Here is a 17,444-nt window from a genome sequence, read left to right on the forward strand (position 1 = left end):
GGCCGCGAATCCATAAATCTGCCGAGTGGATGGCTTGCCTGAGTCGGCTATGCACCAATAGCGACCGAATTGGTGCATAGCCGCGAAGTGACACGATGGGCCATGTGTGGACGGCTCCGGGTTGGCAAGAAGAATCTTCACGTCGCAGCATTGGTCGGAGCGGCCATGTGTTCGGCCTGTTTGCGCGGTTCACTTGACCGCTGGCCATAATGCCCTCCGCGGATCAGGTCCCGATCAAAAGAAGAGCCACTAGCCGCCTGGACCAAATCTTTCACCCACGCGTAGTTGCTGCATTCCGGAGGAGCCTGGCCGGCCTTCTCAGTCAAATTTGTACGAGGCCTGGAAGAACGTTCCCCATCGCTCCATGTTGCACTTCGCTAGAGCATGTCCTGGTTGAGGGTATAGTGCGCTGGTCTTCCGATGTCACTCTCGTCAGAGACGCTGGGTGCGCCGACGGACGATTTGAACGCGAAAGCCAACTCAGATTCGACGCAAGGAAAGCTAACGCTCTCGCGCTTTCTCCCTCACAGCGAGTTAACCTGAACCATCAGCAGCGCAGCCCTCCACGTCGAGGACTGCAAGTGCGCCCGTCAGGCCACCTTCTGCGACGATGCCGTCGTGCCAACCTGGCTCGGAGCGTATCCGGCTGGCATGGGACCGGCCTCGAGGTGCTCCTTCAGGTTGTTCAAATAGTCCTCCGCATAGGATTGCGCCTCCGAGACCGCCAAGTCGACCCCGGCATTCGCGGCCCGTTCAATTAGTTCTTTCGCTAGCCCCTCGCGCATCGCGAGTTTGACCTGCGGGCCGGAGATACAGCCCACCACCTGCGCCACGTCACTGAAGCCGGCCTCTTCGAGCGCTTGCGTAATATCGCCTCCGCTAATGGCGGCGTGAAGAATATTCGCCCCTTGCGACTCCCATTCGAGGACCATTGATGCTGCATCGGCAACTTCACCCAGGCCCGGAATGAAGCCAAGCGCGCCAACCGCTGTGGCGGCCCAGTCAAGCGCCCTCGATTCGGCAGTAAGCAGTTCGTCGAGTAGGGGCTTCGCGCCCTCGAGGGCGTGCATGAGCGCTCCGCCGTTCTTCTTCACAGACTTGATATCGGGCTGGTCGGCCACGCCCATCATCATGTCCGCGACCGCGGACTGCTCGGCCTCGGTTTTGGGAACATGGGTTTTCGTCTGCTGAACGGTGCGGTTCGCAGCCGACATGTTGCTGTAGAAGTTCGTGAAGTCGTTGTTGCTGATGTTACCGGAATCGACCCTATGTCCGCCACCGAAGTCGAAGAACTTGTGATGGGTCTTGTAGCCCGTAATCGAATTGTTCAGCAGTGCGAACAATAGCGGATCCGAGAGCAGCTGCGACGCCGCTTGCCGTACCTTCGGATCAAGACTCTTGTCCTCGGCCATGCTCGCCAGCTTGTCCCGGGTCAGCACGCCGCCTCCAAAGAAGGCGCCCTGATTCTTGTTGATCGTGTCGAGCGTGTTCAGCTCGGTTTGCGTGAGGCCCATCGACGATGAAGCGACTTGAAGGAAATCCTCTTTGTGGACCTGATCAATCGCACCACCGTACAGCTGCTTCCAGGCATCCGGGTGGTCGAGGAAGTATTGAGCCGCCGCGATCACCTGCGGCGGGGTCTTGCCAGTTTGGGCGTTGCCGTCGACGATCTGTTGGAAATCAGCCAGGCTCAGATTCTTGGGCAGGTAGTCGGAATACCGGTAAAGCTCGCGCATTGCGTCGTTCACGGTCATGACTGACGGTTGGCCATTTCCGGTACCATCGGAGGGGATGTAGTTCTGCTCGTAGCTGTGCGCCTGCTGCTCCTGGAATGCGGCAACTTGCGGATGATTGCTGCAGAAGCTGGACAAACGATCGGCAACTCTATAGGACCTCCAGTCGGATGTCCCTCCGAGCGCAGCGAAGAGCTTGCGGTCCTGGTGCAATCCTTGGATTGCGGCTTTCAGATCCGACGGCACTGATGGATCGAAGTCGGTGGGCGTGATGTGTCCCCACCAGAGGGGCAACTGATCCTTGTGGCGGTTCAGCACTGCCACGATCTGCAACTCGGCATTGGTCAGCGTGCCGTCACTCCACGTGACGTTCGACATTTCCGGTGCGGGAACGCCCTCCTCCGCGGCCTTAACCGCCGCCTTCACATTCGCCGGCAGCAGATCCAAGGGATCCTCCGGCACAGGCAACTTTGGGTCCAGCAGTTCCGGTGGTGGGGACGGCAGCTCGGATTTGGCTTCCCGCGCGCAACTGGACAACATGGCCTCGAAGGGGTCGCCTTGCTGGCCGGGCGGCTGCACGGAAGGACCCACAGCCGTGGTTCCCGGAGCAAGCACGAACAGAGCTGGAACCGCACTGGCGGATGACGAAGAGATGTTGAGCTGCATAGCACTATACTCGGATGTGAGGGTGGAGGTCGTTTGAGGAGCCCGAGTCCAACCTATCGGTCAGAAGGATGCCGAACTTTTGGGTAACGTCGACCTTTGAGTGACTGTTCATCTCGTAAGACGCTCACTCAACTGCCTCGCAATACAAAGTTCGAAAATGCGCTTTGCTGGGTCAGGCCCGGCGTCTGCGCAGAAGGTCCCGGAGCCAACGTGGCTCCGGGGTAAACGCCGGCTGAGGCTGATTTCCGCTACTGGCTGGCGAAAGGTTACTGAACGGCCCGACGTTCATTTCCGTTGCGGTCAATAGGCGACAGCGCCGTCTAGAGACCCAGGCTCTCATGTTAGGGAGGTTAGCTTTCGAGAAGCTGACGCGTCTGAAAGCGATCCACCAATGACGATGGCAAATCTATTAGTTCTGCCGGAAGCTGCCGCGTGCTCTCGACGCGCGCGCATCGATAATACGGAGCAATTGATTTGCGAGCATGATGCTTCTTCCGGATCGTCCAGTACAACATTGCGATGCGAATGCGGTTTCTTATAAGAACCAATGGCGCCGCTAAAGAGGTGTGCACGCGCGTCCCGCTCGGCTTGGTCGGCGTTCATGTCGGCGAACGGCCCGTTGTGGGAATCGAAGGCCTTGCGCGTCAGCGTGGTACCGACGTCTTTTGCCGGGCGTTTCGCTGCATACCGCACGGCGACCTCAACCGCCTTCATCGCTTCGAACACGTCCGTATCAAATTTTCCCCTGTGATAAAGTGCCCAAACGTCTTCTCTGATCGCAGGATGCAAGGACTCCTTGGGCTGCCTCCTTGCGCCGAAGGAACGAACAGGGTCGGGCTCTTCTCCCGGCTTCAGCGCGCGACGACTGAGCACACGAAGCTTATTGGGCTCAAGGTATCCGGGATGTGGGATCGGAAGGGCCGCACCTTCCAGCCAGTACCAGGCCTCCCGAATAGCGCGCTTAAGCTCGTCACGCCTGTTGGCAGGATACGCACCGTTAGGTGACTTCGGGTGACCAAGAACGGAATTGATGAAGATGCCAAGCTCAAGCTGGTGTAGATGCGAAGGCCACTTCGAAACAACCTGAAGGACCCTGATTGCCGAGCGGCCGCCGCTCCGGTTCAGCGCTCCCTACGTAGGCTGCTCGTCAGCTCCCCGACAGCCGGCCCGAGTAGCATCTAGGCCGCATGCTTACGTGATGGACGATCTAGGCCGCATGCTTACGTGATGGACGAACGTAGGAGACTAAGATGGACCGAGACAACTTCAATCTATTTGGTTTCGATCGAAGCGCTTACGACGCCATGGTGGCACAGCAGCAGGCGGAACAACCTGACGAGGCTGCGCCAGGCGTCTTTGAGCAGCACCTCGAAGAGGCTGCCCAGCCGGACGCTCCCGATTATGGAAGGCGGTATACGGCAGCTCCTGGAGACGAGGACCTCATCGAGAGGGCGGATCATGCGGCACGGACGACACCGAACAGAACCATAAGCGACTCAACTTTAGTTAACAACAGATCGGGTCTCCGTATGCTATCTGAAAGGCTTCACGACCTTCACGGGTTGTCTCTCTCTCGGCTCGACGACGAGTCGCTGAAGATTTATGCCCAGCAACTGTTCCCGGGTGAAGCCAAGGTCAGGAAGGGGTTGAGCATGCTTCGGCTGTACCGTGGGACTCGTGATACTCGGATGCGGTATGGAGTCACTCCCGGAGACGCCGACCTCATCGAGCGGGCAGGTAATGCGGCTCGCGAGGCGCGCTCGAGCAGCATCATGCAGCAGATCCGCGGGGGGCTTTCGACGAACAGTATACAACACGGTAATACGGGTCTCCGTAAGCTATCTGAAGCGCTTCACACCCGTCACGGGCTGTCTCTCTCCGCGCTCAGCGATGAGACGTTGAAGGATTATGCTAACGACCTGTATCCGGGAGACCGCTACGTCAAGGGGGGACTGCGCATGCTTAAGAAGTACCGTGAGACTCTTGGAGAGGGTACGTCGGGTGCTGCGGGGGGTAGCGCGAACCAGCCAGTGCATCAGCCTGCCCTGTCGCCAGTGCATGAATCATCCCCGTCGCGGGTCTCAAGTTTCAACCAGGACGAGCTTTGGGAAGCGGCTGATACGGTGCCGCTGCTCGGCGCTTCTCCGGCGGCCAGTTACAATTCGGCGGAGTTTTGGGCGGGGGTGGATCAACGGGGCCAGGTGCCGGCCGAGAGTTGGGGCAACACGTCGAGTTTTTGGCGCGGAATGGAGGCACCTTCGCCAGCACCAAGCGTCAATCAGCCAAGCCCATCGTGGGAGCAAGGGGTCGGCGCATCGATTTTTGGGGCTCCATACATGCCTCCCGCGCCGCCGACCGCGCCGGATCTAACAATGTACGTCCCGGGCTGGGTGCACGGCGACCGACGTGCGCCTGTGGAGCTCATGCGGGGCATGCACTACATGGGCGTGTTGCCGAACGAGGACCAGCAGCAGACGAATTTCACCATTGGTGGCGTGCCATACACGGCAACATTGGGCCCGTCACGTAAGCAAAACGATATTCGGGTCTTCCTAACGCGTCGCACGTAATGGCTGTGGACGCGACCCGTCCGACAGCCGCAACAAGGAGTGAGCGAGACCCCTGACTTCGGCCGAGCCACGAGCGCCACCTTGTCGGCTGGGGAAGGATCTAGGTGTTTAGTCTCGTACTTTGGCCGCCGATAGGCTCAAGAGAGGCGGTCGGATGAGATGCCGACCGCCCCGCACATCAAAGGCATTGTTCGCACGGCTACTACAAGGACTCCACACTTCGAGGAGGCGCGCGATGAGACTTCGAATTCGCGCCGTTGCAGCATGCGCGCTAGGGTTTCCTGATGACCTCTTACTTGGAAAGCTAGGATGGCAATCGGAAACTTACCAGCTTGTCTGGCCGCGCCCCTCCAATACGAAGGTGGATACTCGAGTGATCGAAATGATCGGGGCAATTGAACCGGCAACCATATCGGGGGCGGGATATTGAAAGGAACGAAATACGGGATCGCGGCTCATGCCTACCGGTGCCGATCAGATAGAGATTGCCCATCCTCGAGATCGTCGATGACCAGCGTCCCGCTCGCCTTGCGGCTCACGGTGATCTCGTCCCCTCCTTCAAATGCTGCAGACGCAAGGTCGAGGGATCGTTCGGCTCCCTGGTCGAGCTCGTCAAGAAGATCACGATTGGGGCCGCACGGGATCGAGTTCCTCTTGCTCCAACCACTTGGCGTCATCACGTCGAAGATAGGCGATGAGATCCGAAATAGCTGACGTGACAGGTCCGGCGGGCAATCTCAGTCTTTCTGTCGGCGCCTTCCCTAGCCTATCGGCCAAATCCGCAGACATGAGATGGGGCTTGAGCGCCCTACCGATTGAGGTCTCGATGGTGCGGAAGATCCAAGTGCCATCCGGGTCGATATCCGACCAATGGTAAAACGGAACGTCGATAGGCAGGGTCGTCGCTAGGGTTCTTAGGGCGTCCTGCGTCGCCATTGAAGGGTATCCGCCGACGTAGATGGTGACGCCGGCGCGCTCCGGGTCGGTCTCCCTGACATGACGATTGAAGCTGGCGAAGTTCTCAATCGTCAAAACATATTGGGGCTTTTCTCGAACCCTCAGACGTCGGACCTCGTCCGGTGAAATGCCGAAATACTTCGGCCCTGCGGCCGATAACTCGGCCACGTCAAAATCGAGCCGACCGGAGATCAGCATTGGGGGGGCGAACTTCTCGAGTCCTAGTGTCCGAAGCGCATCTCTGGGGCGAGCGCCCGGCGGAAGCTCCAATGCTCCGCTCAGAAGCCTGACCACGGGTCCTTCCAGCCTTTCGAGCCGCTTACTTTCCCCGCCGAAGCGACGGGAAAACGTCCGATAGTCTAGGCCTGCATGCTTGCCCTCCAATATAGCCTTCGCCATCACGAAGGCAGGCCTTAGGCGATCCACGTCGTCGAGCGAGAAGCCCTGCCATTCGCGCCCGCGTGACCAGGCCAACCGAAGCCCATCCACCGAGCCCTGAAATTCAACAGGCAGTTCCAGTCCGTCGAGCAGGCGGTTAGCGGCCACCTCCATCAGCTCTCCGACCGGTCTCCGTTCGAGAAGTTCGTAGACCGACGGGGCGTTCTCCAGCCTGACGTGCTTGATCTGCTCGCTTTTGAGTCCACGCCCCCTGGCGATCCGGATCCCTCCGCGTCCTTCCGCGTCGCGGAGCTCCTTGATGAACTTGTCCATCTGGGCAACATCGAGAAACCCGTCATAGTCCGGATAAGCGATCGGGCTTTCGGCCCCGCCTTCAAAACGGTCTAGAAGATCCGACATCAGCAGGCGCGCGTCGGTGAACTGCCTCGGCATCCTATTCTGCGGCCATCTTTTTGAGCTCGTCATCGGACATGCGATCGGGGTCCATCGCCTGGAGTTCTCTGCGAGCCCGCTCTTTGAGCTCGGCCACCGTGACCCGAGCGTTTTCACCAATTCGATCGACTTCGATCACAGTATCGATATGTTCTAGAACGGCGATCCTCTTTTCGTTTGGCGCGGCAATGATGATCTGGAGACCGAGCTTCTTATAAAAGCTCATCATCTGCCGTTGATTCTTTCCATCCATCTTCGAGAACGCCTCATCGAAAATCGCCACCGACATGCCCGATGGACGTCCTGCTCCGGACTTCCCGCTACCGTAGACCGACGCGAGCGACGCTCCGATGGCCACATAGATCGGGACTTGTTGCTCGGCGCCCGACCCGGTTCCCCGGCGCGTCTCCCATCGCGTGGGTCGACCAGTGACGATGTCCGTCATGTGGATCTCGAAAGTGAAGAAGTTGCGGTAGTCCTCGAAGAGACCGAAATCCTTCTCCGGATCCTCGAGCAACGCCTCGATCTCCCGCAGCGTGTCGCGATGAGGAAAGTCGTCCGGGACCTCGTCCCCTTTGAACAGCATGTCGAGCGCCTCTGGCGAGGTCTTGCTGATCTCGACGACCTTCAATATCGGTTGAAATTCGACCAGGCGCGTATGGTGAAACGAATACCGTTCGTTGTGGAACGGATGATCGGCCAGGCCGATATTCATGGCCGAGAGCTCGCGCTCCATCTTGCTGATGCGCGACGTGAGAGCGTTGATGAACTCGCCTCGCAACAGCGTCTTCGCCTTGTCGGCCGCCTCCGCCGCCTGTCTCTCGTACCGCCGTAGCTCGTTCTCCTCCATTTCCTGAATCAGCGTCTCCATCCACGGTCGCACTTCCTGCAGAGGCTCGCTCTCGGTCCCCACCTGCGACACGACGCCGAATTGGTCGAAATAATCTCCGAGCGCCTTTCGCACGCGACGTTCGATCTTGATCCGGTCATCATCCGCCCCGGTCGCCGCTTTCGACGCTTCGGAGGCGATCGTCCTGTGCCTATCCAGGACGGCTCGCGTCGATAGGTTTTCGAAACGAGACCGATAGGCCCCCCGCCCCGACTGCCGATCGTATAGCTTTCGGTACTGCCCGTACGAAGCCCAGGCTACCCTTGCCCCCAGCTTCGAGCCCGAAGTCCCCTCTCCCGACTCGATGGTGTGCATCGCAATGTCGGCCGCCCTTGTGTGCTTACGATGCGCGTCTTCTTGCGGAGTCCTCTGTCCTGCACGATGCCGCTTCAGTTGCAACTGGGCTTGTCGTTTTTGCTTCAGACCGCCGTCACCGGCGCCGTCCAGCGCAGCGATACGTTGCTCGAATTCTTTCCTCTCTAGTTCCGACTTTTCGTAGTCTGCGACGATGGTTTTGAACGACGGCAGCTTGTCGTCGAAGATCCTTCCGAGCTGGACGTACGCCGCATCGGCGAGCTTGGCCGCACCATCCGACCTTGCGTGCGCATCGGAAAGCTGTTCGGCCTGCTCCTTCAAATCACGAAACGCCTGGGTCTGCGCCGCCTTGCCGATCTTGAAGTCTGAAGGCTCGGCCGCGCGGTGCGTTCGCACCAAACCATCGTCGTAAAGACCGTCCTTCATGATCGCCCGCCCGGGTTCGTTGAATTGAGCGATCGTATCCGCCAGCCGCACCGTCCCGTGCCTTCGGATGATGAACGCAATGGCATCCCGATCGTCGGACTTGAAAAGCGCAGGAAATGTTCCAGCATGCGGACCGGGACCGTTCGGATCGAGCTTGTTCAAGCTCACCAACGAAGCACGCCGGAATTCACGGCGTCCCTCTTTGAAGATGGCCGTGGCGCGAGCGATATCGGACCGATCGACGAAGACGGCCTCCCGGTCTCGGCCCAAGAGGCCCTCTGCCGCTGCCGTCCAGGCGACGTCCGATAGCTCGATGAGGTTACACAGCACGCGGGGCGACATCCCGGCTTGCCGCAACTTGAGACATAAGCGCTCCGTGTCTTCGTGCAGATAAATCGAACTTCCGCCGCTCGCATGCTGTCGAAGCCGCTCCTCGAGCAACAGTGCCCGGCCCTTTTCGTCCTCGGCCTTCCGGATCAGATCGCGGCGCGCTTGGTCGACCTTCATTACCAACGCTCGGTCGGAGGCAATCAGTCGAATTTCCGTATCCAGCAAACCACCGGTCGGCCGGTCGATCGACGCGCCGACCGCGGCCCGCGTCAGCCCGGAGATCAGCGGGATGAACTCGTCGAAGCCAAAATCCCTCATGGCGACCAGCGCCTGCAGAGAACGGACGGAATCCAACCTTCGCTCGAATTCGATGCTTGCACGGTGCCCCGCCTGCAAGGCGGAAGTCAGCGATTGAGAGAGCGCGCTGCGTCCGCTCTTTGCGTCGTGCTCGGAGATCGCAATGTCCAATCTTCTGATTTCGGCCTCGATCGCTCTCAAGTCGTCATCGATGAAATCCATCTCGGCCTTGGCCGCATCGCGCTTCGCCGCCTCCTCCGTGAACTTCGCGACTTCCGCGAGGTAGGCCGTACGTGCGCCAAACCAATTGGCACGTTTCGATATCCACTGTTCCAGAGCCTTGCGCTCATGGGAGTCGGCAAGTTCCGCAAGAATGGCTTTCAGCGCCTCCAGCGCCTCCAGCTTCTCTCGCATCGTCCGGATCGTATCGTTGATATTCCGGTAGGTTCGGATCGACTCCCGGAGCTCTCCCACCTTCATATTGTTCTTTTCGAGAATGTAATTGCGCACGAATTCGGTGGCGGTCTGATCGTGATCCAGCGTCATTGCGTTCACGACGGCCTTTTGAAGCGAGTTTGCGTTCTGCTCTCCGACGACGGAAGCATGCGGAACCAGCTTGCGCATATACTCTCGGACGTAATCGATCGCCTTGTCCCGGTGATTGACGAAATTGTCTTGTCCGACGGCCGAGACGATCCGGTTGCGAACGTCGTCCCATTCTGCCGCAAATCGCTTGCCTTCCCTCACCTCGATGAAGTCCGCGGCCTTCAATATCTTGCCGGTGACGACGAAGCGGCCGAGGACGGTTTCGTTGGTCTCCGACCGGCGGGCCTCTATCGCCATTCCGATCGTGACCGGAGACCGCTTGCCTTCGGTGTCTACGAACCCGAGACAAATGTAGGTGCGAGCCTGCTCTCTCTTTCGCTCATCCTCCCCCAAGGCGCCAAGGCAATAGTCCACGATGGTTCGCTTGGATGCGCTACGGCTTTTTCCCTTGTCGCCGGCGACCGCATTGAGCCGCTGAACGTTCTTGTTACCGCCGGTCAACACGACCTGGGCCATGTCGAGTATGGTCGACTTGCCCGACCTGTTCTCACCGAAAACACCCACATGGCCGGTCAGATCGAAATCTTCGACGTCGAAGAGGTGCCAATTGACCATGGACACATGACGCAACTCCATCACGATTCGTCTCCATCGACCATCTGGGGCACGCCCACCTCCTGAGATCGGACGTAGCGTTCGATCCGCTGCAGGGCGTCCGAACCGCTGATCAGCTTGATCATCGGACGGATCGCAACTTCGAAGTCCTGCGCCTCGCTGTCGAAATCTCCAACATCGACGAGGCTCCTTTGAGACGCTTCCTTCAAGATCTCCCGAAAACGACCGAGGGAGATCGCGCCCGATCCGTTCGGTTGGACCATGTCCTTGTAGCGGTCGAACAGGGCGTTCACCGTCGTGACGACTATGGCGCGGTCTTCGACAGCGCCGACGTTGACTTCGTCCTGCCAGTGCGCGGCCAGCACCAGGACGACGATGGTCTCGTCGAGTTTCATGCGTGGCAATGGCACGTCTTCGCCGACAGCGACGATCCCGGCCCACTGGGCCTCGGTGTCCCGATGCACCCGGTAACCGCAACTGTCGAAGAATTCATCGATGACCGACCGAAAGCGGCCGTCCATGATTACATTGTAGATCGTACCGGTTCGCGGATCGCCGGCGAAGAGAAACTGCCGCCTCAACAGGAAATGCACTGCCTTCCTGAGGTCGGCAGCTTTTTCCGCACCCAAGCTGCGCTCGATCGCCTCGAATTCACTGAGCATGGCGGCGCCTCGCAGGGGCATGGCGCCGGACAATGAAATTGGAGCACCGCAGCCATTCGCTATCATGAGGGGGCGAGTCCGGCGCAAACTCCAATTCGAAATGAAGGCTAACCTCCGGCGGAATTTCGTTGGTCAAGGCAAACCTACGAGCGGCATCGAAGGCGAGGAAATCGTCGACCGTCTCGAGTGCCATAAATCGTGCTTCTCTCGTCCCCGCGACGGGCACCTGGGCTTCGAGGAAGCGTTGAACCTCCTTGGGGCCGGGTGCAATTCTCTCGATGTATCGCCTGCGCAATTTCTTCCGGAGTTCGTAGAGGGGATCGTCGGGCCAATCGCCCAAGGGCTTTAGTTCGATAGGTTTGCGCGGCTCGCGGCTCGGTGCATGGTGGAATTCCGACCACGGCGAACGAAGCGGCTCGAGACTCCATTCGACGGTGGCGTTCGCGTGCCGCCCTCGCGCGATCAGCCCGTCGAGCCGGCGCACCAGATCCCCTGCCCGTCCTACCAGGCCGTGGGTGCCGCGCTCGGCGTATTTGATTGTGTTGCGGACGCGTGCCTCAAGTTGGCGCCGGAAGGCCTCGATCCGTTCGAACATTTCGCCGATATGACCGAAGGTGCTTTCGATCGCGAGTAGATCGCCCTCGACGTCTAGGTTCGCCTCCGACATCGATGGCGAAACGCCTGCGGTGACGTACTCCTCCGAAAGCACCTGCATGGTCGCGGGCGTATAAGCAATCCGCCTCGCGAGATCGACGATGGTGTCCCTGAACCGGTAAGGATGATTGAACGTCAATATCGACTCAAAATCCCTCAGCAGAAGCTGCTCTACGAATTCCTCGAAGAAGGCCTCGAGCCGATCGCCGACCGTCTTGGATTCCATGACGGTACGGCGGATGCGTTTCAGGTCCGACAGGATGGCGCGTAGGCTCTTGGTGAATTGGTCGACCTGGTTGCGTGCCTCCCGCAGCGCCAGCGCGACCTGCCGTTGCTTCCTGTCGACGACCGTTGGATTGAGCTTCTCCACGGCCTCGAGGTTCACGCGGACGGTAACGATGAGGCCGCCGAACCTCTGAGAGACGTCTTTATTCAGGCTGGCCAGACGTTGGATCACCAAAAGTGGTCCCATCGACATGTCGACGGTAACGCGTAGGCCGTACTCCTCCTCTTCGAGCCAGCCCCAAGCGATCAGCCGCTGATAGAGTTGGCGAGCGATGATCAGAGCCCGGTTCGCCGTCTCGGTCTTGCTCGCCGCGGCGCGCTTGATCCGTCTGCGCCCTGCGGACACGACCTCGGGCAGTGGCTCGCCGAAGTCGTCGCTCTCGTTCCAAAGCGACGGATTGGCCCGCATCACGTCGTAAATTGCGTGCGTGACCTCTTGGGGAGTGGGAAAGGCCGGCGCGCCAGTGAAGAAGCGGTCGTGTAAGTCCAACAAGACGAGAGAGTAAAGATGCTTGTGATCTCGCGAAAATGCTAGAAATACATCGTCATTGAGGTGTCGAAACAGCAAAATGGCCCCCTGCCGGCAATCGCCCCGAACTACCGGGACGCACCGATATCGTTCCCTTTCCGTTCATGTTACCGGGACAAGCTGCGGTTGTCCATCCGCCGAAGGACCTTGGGTCCCTAACCGCGCTTTCAGTCGCCCTGTCCCGATGGTTGGGAACACCCGAGTTCGTGTTGTAGCCTCGTGCCAGGACGAAACGCGAATGGCTGCGACGCGCACGCTCTGTTTTCCGCTCGGAGGAGCTACACGAGGCAATAACTCGGCAATCAGAAGCCTTGTGCGCTACGTAGTGCGCAGGCGCAGTCAGCCTCTCACACGGTACACTCATGCCATAGTGAACTGTTAGGCAGCTATCAAGTCGCGCCAAAATCGAACAAGGAAGTAAGAAGTCTGCCACGCAGCCGTCCTTTGGCGCGGCGGATCGTCGGATTTACGACGAGGCATCTCTGAGCTGCAGAGACGAGATCCACTCCAAACCTCCCATTTACGAGTCCAGCTAGCTGGCACGGTTGTTGCCAACCGTTGAATGTCAAACTAACAGGACAAAACAATGTTGCGATTATCCGCGGTCATGCTGCTCGCGCTCCTGCTTCTCCAACCAGCGTTTGGCGAGCAGACCAACACTCTTATGCCACGCAACCTCGGTGGCACGCCAATGACTAAGTTTGCTGGAAACTGGTCTAATGAGGATCGGAGCACCGGCATCATTACACGCATATTTGTCGACCAGCAGTTCGACAAAGCGCTTGTTCATGCGTGGAGCAGATGTCGTCCTACCGACTGCGATTTGGGTATTGCGCGGACGCCGAGTTTCGAGGCCTACTATGGAAGCCTAGAAGTTAAATGGCACTCTAGGTCCTCAGTGATACGCGCAAACTTGGCGCTCGTAAGAGGTGATCGATTGCAAGTAAGAACGAAAGTTCACTTCACCGACGACTCCGGCAGATCGGATTATACTTTCGTCGACTACTTTATCCGAGTACCCGAGGAGGCCTACCGCAAGAGTGCATACTCGCCAGCCACCATCCTCAATACCGCAGGTTCATTGTTTGGATCAAAAAGAGCGGCGGATGTGTCCTTGCTTCCGAATAAGTTATGTCCCTCTGTTTGAAGAGGCTTGCTCGCTTTCGTGTAAATTCGGCTCCGGCCCAACAGCGATAGCATCGAGGCCAGAGCTCTATGATCCATCAGCTTGTTTTGTTGCTCACTCATACTAAGCGGCGCTTAAGCCGGCGATGGATTGTGGGCGCCGGATTTAGGCGAGGACGCTGGCGCTAAAGCTGCTCAGGATTGTTCACGAAGAGACTTCGTCGGTTCGACGCTGGCGAGCACTCTTGCAGCCGGGCAGCCAGAAGAGAGCTCTTGGCAGCACTTGGAAGACGATTTTTTACGTCACCGCTGGTGTTGATTCTACAGCGATCGCGAACAAGGCCCTGCTCCAGGCAAGGGACAGCAACCATTGCAGTCATCAACTCTAAAGAAGTATTATGATGCCCAGTCGCCTTGGTATACGATCTATCCAACGGTATCACAGTTCGCCGCTGAGGTCGGTGTCGAGGCCTGTGAGAAATGGCTAAGGCGCCTACCGTCCCACGAGCCTGTATCGCTCTATTTACATATTCCGTTCTGCCGATCGATTTGCCGGTATCTGGTTTGCCAACCGCCATGACCCTGCAGGATGGGCCGATCCTCGATTATTTGGCGGTGCTGCGCGAAGAGATCCGTTTGGTCGCCGAGCACCAAAAGAGCTACCGATGATCGCAGTGTTGATCTCGATGGATGATCCCGACGGGAATATTACCCTGGCCAAGGGCCAAGCGCGGCCCAAGGCACCCGATGGGAGGGTGCGTTTACGTTCCATTTAGAAGGCGTTCGCAGTCCCTTGCTCGCGCGCTTAATGAATTCGCCAAACGCTCTGTGACGGCGTTGCCCAATCCCTCTTGTGCGCGCGCGGATCTCGGTCACTAGATCCGGAATCTGCTCGGCCATGGCGATTAGGTTAGCAATTAGTTTGTCCGAATCAACGCGCGTTTCGTGCGCGAACTTTTGCCATCGGCGCAAGCCGATCTGGCTAAGCTTGTATTCACCGCCAACTTTCATCGCGAGCTTGATCTTCAGCAAGTCAACATCGTCGTAGGGAAGATCAACGAACGACGAGAACGTAGCCAAATTCGGCTGGCGTATTGCGAAAGACGATCTAGCGAACATCTCCGACCATATGCCAATCGCGCGAAGAAGCGCGGCTATCGTGACGAGCCCGATATTCACGAAACGTGATCGCACGGGGATACGTTTCAAGTTGCTCGAGGCTTCTCGGCTTAGAAGCATTCGGTACTGCCGATCCGTAGTGGTGACTTGCTATCGATGATGCTCACGTTGAGCCTGCGCGGCTTCCACAGACCGCAAGCTGATCGGCGAAGTGATAATCAACGTTTAGCGCTTGGCCACTGCGCACGCTGATCTCCCTCATCATGGGGACTACCGCGAGCCTGGCGCAACCGAGGCCGACTGTCTACTACTGGCTGCGGTCGTCCATTCTGTTCGAGCCGAGGACGTCCGGTAGAGCAGTCAAGCGCTCGCGATTGTCCAGGCGCTTGGCACGTATTCTCAAATTGGACTGGTTCTTCCTTGCTTTCTGATAAATCATTCTTGCAGACATGCCTCACGATCATCTCAATGCGCATGTCCAGCAGGAGACTCAAAATTCAAGAAGCGTGAATTACATCGCAGCATTGTCACGCCGCTACATTAGGATTGCATTAATTGCAAAGATGGAACCGATGCATCGGTTCCCGCTACGAAATGAATTGGACGAGGAGACTATCGATCATGATTACGAGTCCGGCAACGATTTATGTGGTTGATGATGATGAGCAGATCAGGAGCTCTCTTGAAACTTTATGCCAGGATGCTGGGATTCGAGTGAGGTTGTTTGCTTCGATTGACGAATTGGCGATAGAGGACTTCTTTCGCGGCCCGTCTTGTCTGGTGCTGGACGTTCGCTTTCCCGGCACATCTCCGACGGGCTTAGACCTGCAGCGCACTCTCCACGAGTCAGGGGTCTCGATTCCTATCGTCTTTATCAGCGCCGTTTCGGATGTTCGGATCTCGGTGGAAGCGATGAAACGTGGTGCGGTGGATTTCCTGCCCAAGCCGTTCCGCGAGCAGGAATTTCTCGATGCGGTGCGGGTTGGCATCGAATTCGACCGAAAGCGACTTGAGCGCGAACACGCTGTGCGCGAAGCGCGACGACGCGTCGAGGGGCTCACGGCACGGGAGCGCGACATCTTACCATTGGTTGCGGACGGATTGCTCGCCAAGCAGATCGCGGTCAGGCTGAATGTCAGCGAGGTGACGGTGAAGGTTAATCGTGCGCGGATGATGAGAAAACTGGAGCTTCGTTCACCTGTCGAGGTGGTTAGGCTCGTCGACAGCATGAGGACAGACGTTACAACGGCACGTCCAAGCATCCTCAAATCAAACGTAATTCACCTCCATACGCGATCGAAAGCGGCAAATCTCGACAGCAGCTCCGCATTCACTCTACGATGATCGACCACGCTCTTTCGGACGACGCATGCATGCCTAAAGTACCGGCTCTGCGCCGCCACTATGCACGAAAGGAGCTCGAGAGATGCACCTGGTGAGACGCGCGGCCGCCTGGCGGCCACGCGGCCGATTTTTGGCTGCTCAAGTAAGACGACAAACTCATTAGTCGTTTGTGAAGAACGTTTCTGAGCACCGTTTTACGCAAGGTGTGGTTGCGATAGGTGGCGACAGAGTATCGATAACAGGCCGCGTAAAAGTTCCGCGAGCCAGCGTCGGAGCAGGCTGAAGTTGTAGCCGGCGGCGGCGAGCACGGCGTTGATGCGGTCGCCGTCGCGGCCCTTGAGATGGTTACGGCGCATCCGGTGGTCGTCCTTGAGATGGCCGATCACAGGCTCGACGGCGGCGCGACGCCGCATCTCGCGACGGATCGCTTTGGTGACACGGCGAACCTGGCCGCTGATCCAAACCTTGAACCGGTCGGGATAGTTGTGGCCGCGGTAGCCCTTGTCGCTGTGGATGCGGCGCGCTGCAACACCTGTGAGCTTTTCGAGGTCGGCGATGACGGGACCGAGCGTGTGGCCGTCATAGGGATTGCCGTGCAGGGCCTTGGCATGCAGCACAAACTGCCCGCCTTTGGGCGCGGTGGCAGGCGTGGCAACTGAGACTTTGCAACCAAACTCGTAAGGTGCCCGGGCCTTGCCTTTGCCGATGCACTCCACCTCGGGGGCGTGCAACGAGTAGACCTTGGGACCGCGCTGACGCTGCTCTTGATGGCGAACCCGGTGGGCGAGATCGAGCAGCGGACCAAAGCGATCCTCAAGCGCAGGGTCGCCCTCGATCTTGCGTCTGATGTCACGGATGATGCGGCCAAGCCGGGTGCGCAGGAATTTGAGCTCTCGTCGGGCACGCTTGAATTGGTGGGCATGCGTGTACCGCCCCACCATGATGGCGGCGCGCTTGGCCACGCGCAGATAGCTCTGGCGCAGTTCGACGCTCTCGCGTTTGGCCAAATCGACCAGCTTCTCGATCGCCCGGTGCCTAAGCCGCGCATCGCTCGGATGCGCGATCGCCTTCTCCTGGACGGTGGTGTCCACAACGACCCGCTCGAGATCTTTGGTCTCGATCGCCCCAGTTCGATGCGCCACCGAGAGGCTTTCTTGCAATAGCGCGGCGATCTGCTCCTCACCCAGCCGCTGGCGCCAGCGGGTCAGCGACGAGCGATCGAACGGCAGGTCGTGCCGGAACACCACCTCGCCGCAGAAATACTGAAAATACGGGTTCTCGACCCACCTGTCGCACAGCGCCTCGTCAGAGAGATTGTGCATGTGCTTGAGGATGAACAGTCCGGCTACCAATCGTGTCGGCAACGGTGGCTGCCCCGGCCCGAGGCGACAGACCGAACTGAAGCGTCCCGCCAGGAAGTCCCAATCGATCTCCGCCGCCAGACGCACCAACGGATGGCGAAGGTTGATGATCTTCTCCAGAGATGGACGAAACAGATCGTCCTGACGATCGTCGCGCGGATGGCTCATGGGTTCTCCCCAACAGCGAATC

General features: G+C 58.7%; 11 protein-coding genes and 1 pseudogene. 3 read left to right on the plus strand and 9 right to left on the minus strand.

Features of this window, described 5'->3' with window-relative positions; translation table 11 throughout:
* Nucleotides 1-590 precede the first annotated feature (590 nt).
* The gene (locus tag NLN62_RS08715) at nt 591-2,399 is read right to left on the minus strand and encodes an HrpF/NolX family T3SS translocon protein (protein WP_254108406.1); all 1,809 of its coding nucleotides are present in this window, start codon (nt 2,397-2,399) and stop codon (nt 591-593) included.
* A 336-nt stretch (nt 2,400-2,735) separates the two neighbouring features.
* Complete coding sequence (locus tag NLN62_RS08720) at nt 2,736-3,188, minus strand: TIGR02391 family protein (protein WP_254108407.1); 453 nt, start codon at nt 3,186-3,188, stop codon at nt 2,736-2,738.
* A 461-nt stretch (nt 3,189-3,649) separates the two neighbouring features.
* Between NLN62_RS08720 and NLN62_RS08725 the strand changes: the two genes are divergently transcribed.
* Entirely contained in the window at nt 3,650-4,969 is a 1,320-nt protein-coding gene (locus NLN62_RS08725) for a hypothetical protein (RefSeq protein ID WP_254108408.1), read from the plus strand.
* Nucleotides 4,970-5,590: 621 nt separating this feature from the next.
* Here NLN62_RS08725 and NLN62_RS08730 read toward each other — a convergent pair.
* The 5 genes from NLN62_RS08730 to NLN62_RS08750 all read right to left on the minus strand — a co-directional run bounded on the left by NLN62_RS08730 (nt 5,591) and on the right by NLN62_RS08750 (nt 13,095).
* Nucleotides 5,591-6,757, minus strand: coding sequence for a Wadjet anti-phage system protein JetD domain-containing protein (locus NLN62_RS08730; RefSeq protein WP_254108409.1), 1,167 nt, complete (start codon nt 6,755-6,757; stop codon nt 5,591-5,593).
* A 1-nt stretch (nt 6,758) separates the two neighbouring features.
* A complete protein-coding gene (locus NLN62_RS08735; RefSeq protein ID WP_254113390.1) occupies nt 6,759-10,196 on the minus strand; it encodes an SbcC/MukB-like Walker B domain-containing protein in 3,438 nt (1,145 codons plus the stop codon).
* A complete protein-coding gene (locus NLN62_RS08740) occupies nt 10,196-10,837 on the minus strand; it encodes a DUF4194 domain-containing protein (protein WP_254108410.1) in 642 nt (213 codons plus the stop codon). The genes NLN62_RS08735 and NLN62_RS08740 overlap by 1 nt, the downstream gene beginning before the upstream one ends.
* Nucleotides 10,827-12,344, minus strand: a complete 1,518-nt coding sequence (locus tag NLN62_RS08745) for a Wadjet anti-phage system protein JetA family protein (RefSeq protein WP_254108411.1) — start codon at nt 12,342-12,344, stop codon at nt 10,827-10,829. Before NLN62_RS08745 ends, NLN62_RS08740 begins: the two co-directional genes overlap by 11 nt.
* A gap of 556 nt (nt 12,345-12,900) precedes the next feature.
* A complete protein-coding gene (locus NLN62_RS08750) occupies nt 12,901-13,095 on the minus strand; it encodes a hypothetical protein (RefSeq protein WP_027526088.1) in 195 nt (64 codons plus the stop codon).
* 705 nt (nt 13,096-13,800) lie between these two features.
* On the opposite strand from NLN62_RS08750, the pseudogene NLN62_RS08755 reads away from it, so the two are divergent.
* Nucleotides 13,801-14,078 (plus strand): annotated as a pseudogene (locus NLN62_RS08755) (coproporphyrinogen III oxidase); the annotation flags it as partial.
* Between the two features lie 60 nt (nt 14,079-14,138).
* On the opposite strand, the gene NLN62_RS08760 reads toward NLN62_RS08755, so the two are convergent.
* Nucleotides 14,139-14,609, minus strand: a complete 471-nt coding sequence (locus tag NLN62_RS08760; protein ID WP_254108413.1) for a hypothetical protein — start codon at nt 14,607-14,609, stop codon at nt 14,139-14,141.
* A 561-nt stretch (nt 14,610-15,170) separates the two neighbouring features.
* Here NLN62_RS08760 and NLN62_RS08765 point away from each other — a divergent pair.
* Nucleotides 15,171-15,893: a response regulator transcription factor gene (locus NLN62_RS08765; protein WP_254108415.1), complete on the plus strand. Its 723-nt coding sequence runs from the start codon at nt 15,171-15,173 to the stop codon at nt 15,891-15,893.
* 194 nt (nt 15,894-16,087) lie between these two features.
* Here the strand turns inward: NLN62_RS08765 and NLN62_RS08770 are convergent, their stop codons facing one another.
* Nucleotides 16,088-17,422 (minus strand): IS5 family transposase, encoded by a 1,335-nt coding sequence (locus NLN62_RS08770; protein ID WP_254108417.1) that lies wholly within the window; start codon nt 17,420-17,422, stop codon nt 16,088-16,090.
* Nucleotides 17,423-17,444: the final 22 nt, after the last annotated feature.

This window comes from Bradyrhizobium sp. CCGUVB23, assembly GCF_024199885.1.
Classification (GTDB): Bacteria; Pseudomonadota; Alphaproteobacteria; order Rhizobiales; family Xanthobacteraceae; genus Bradyrhizobium.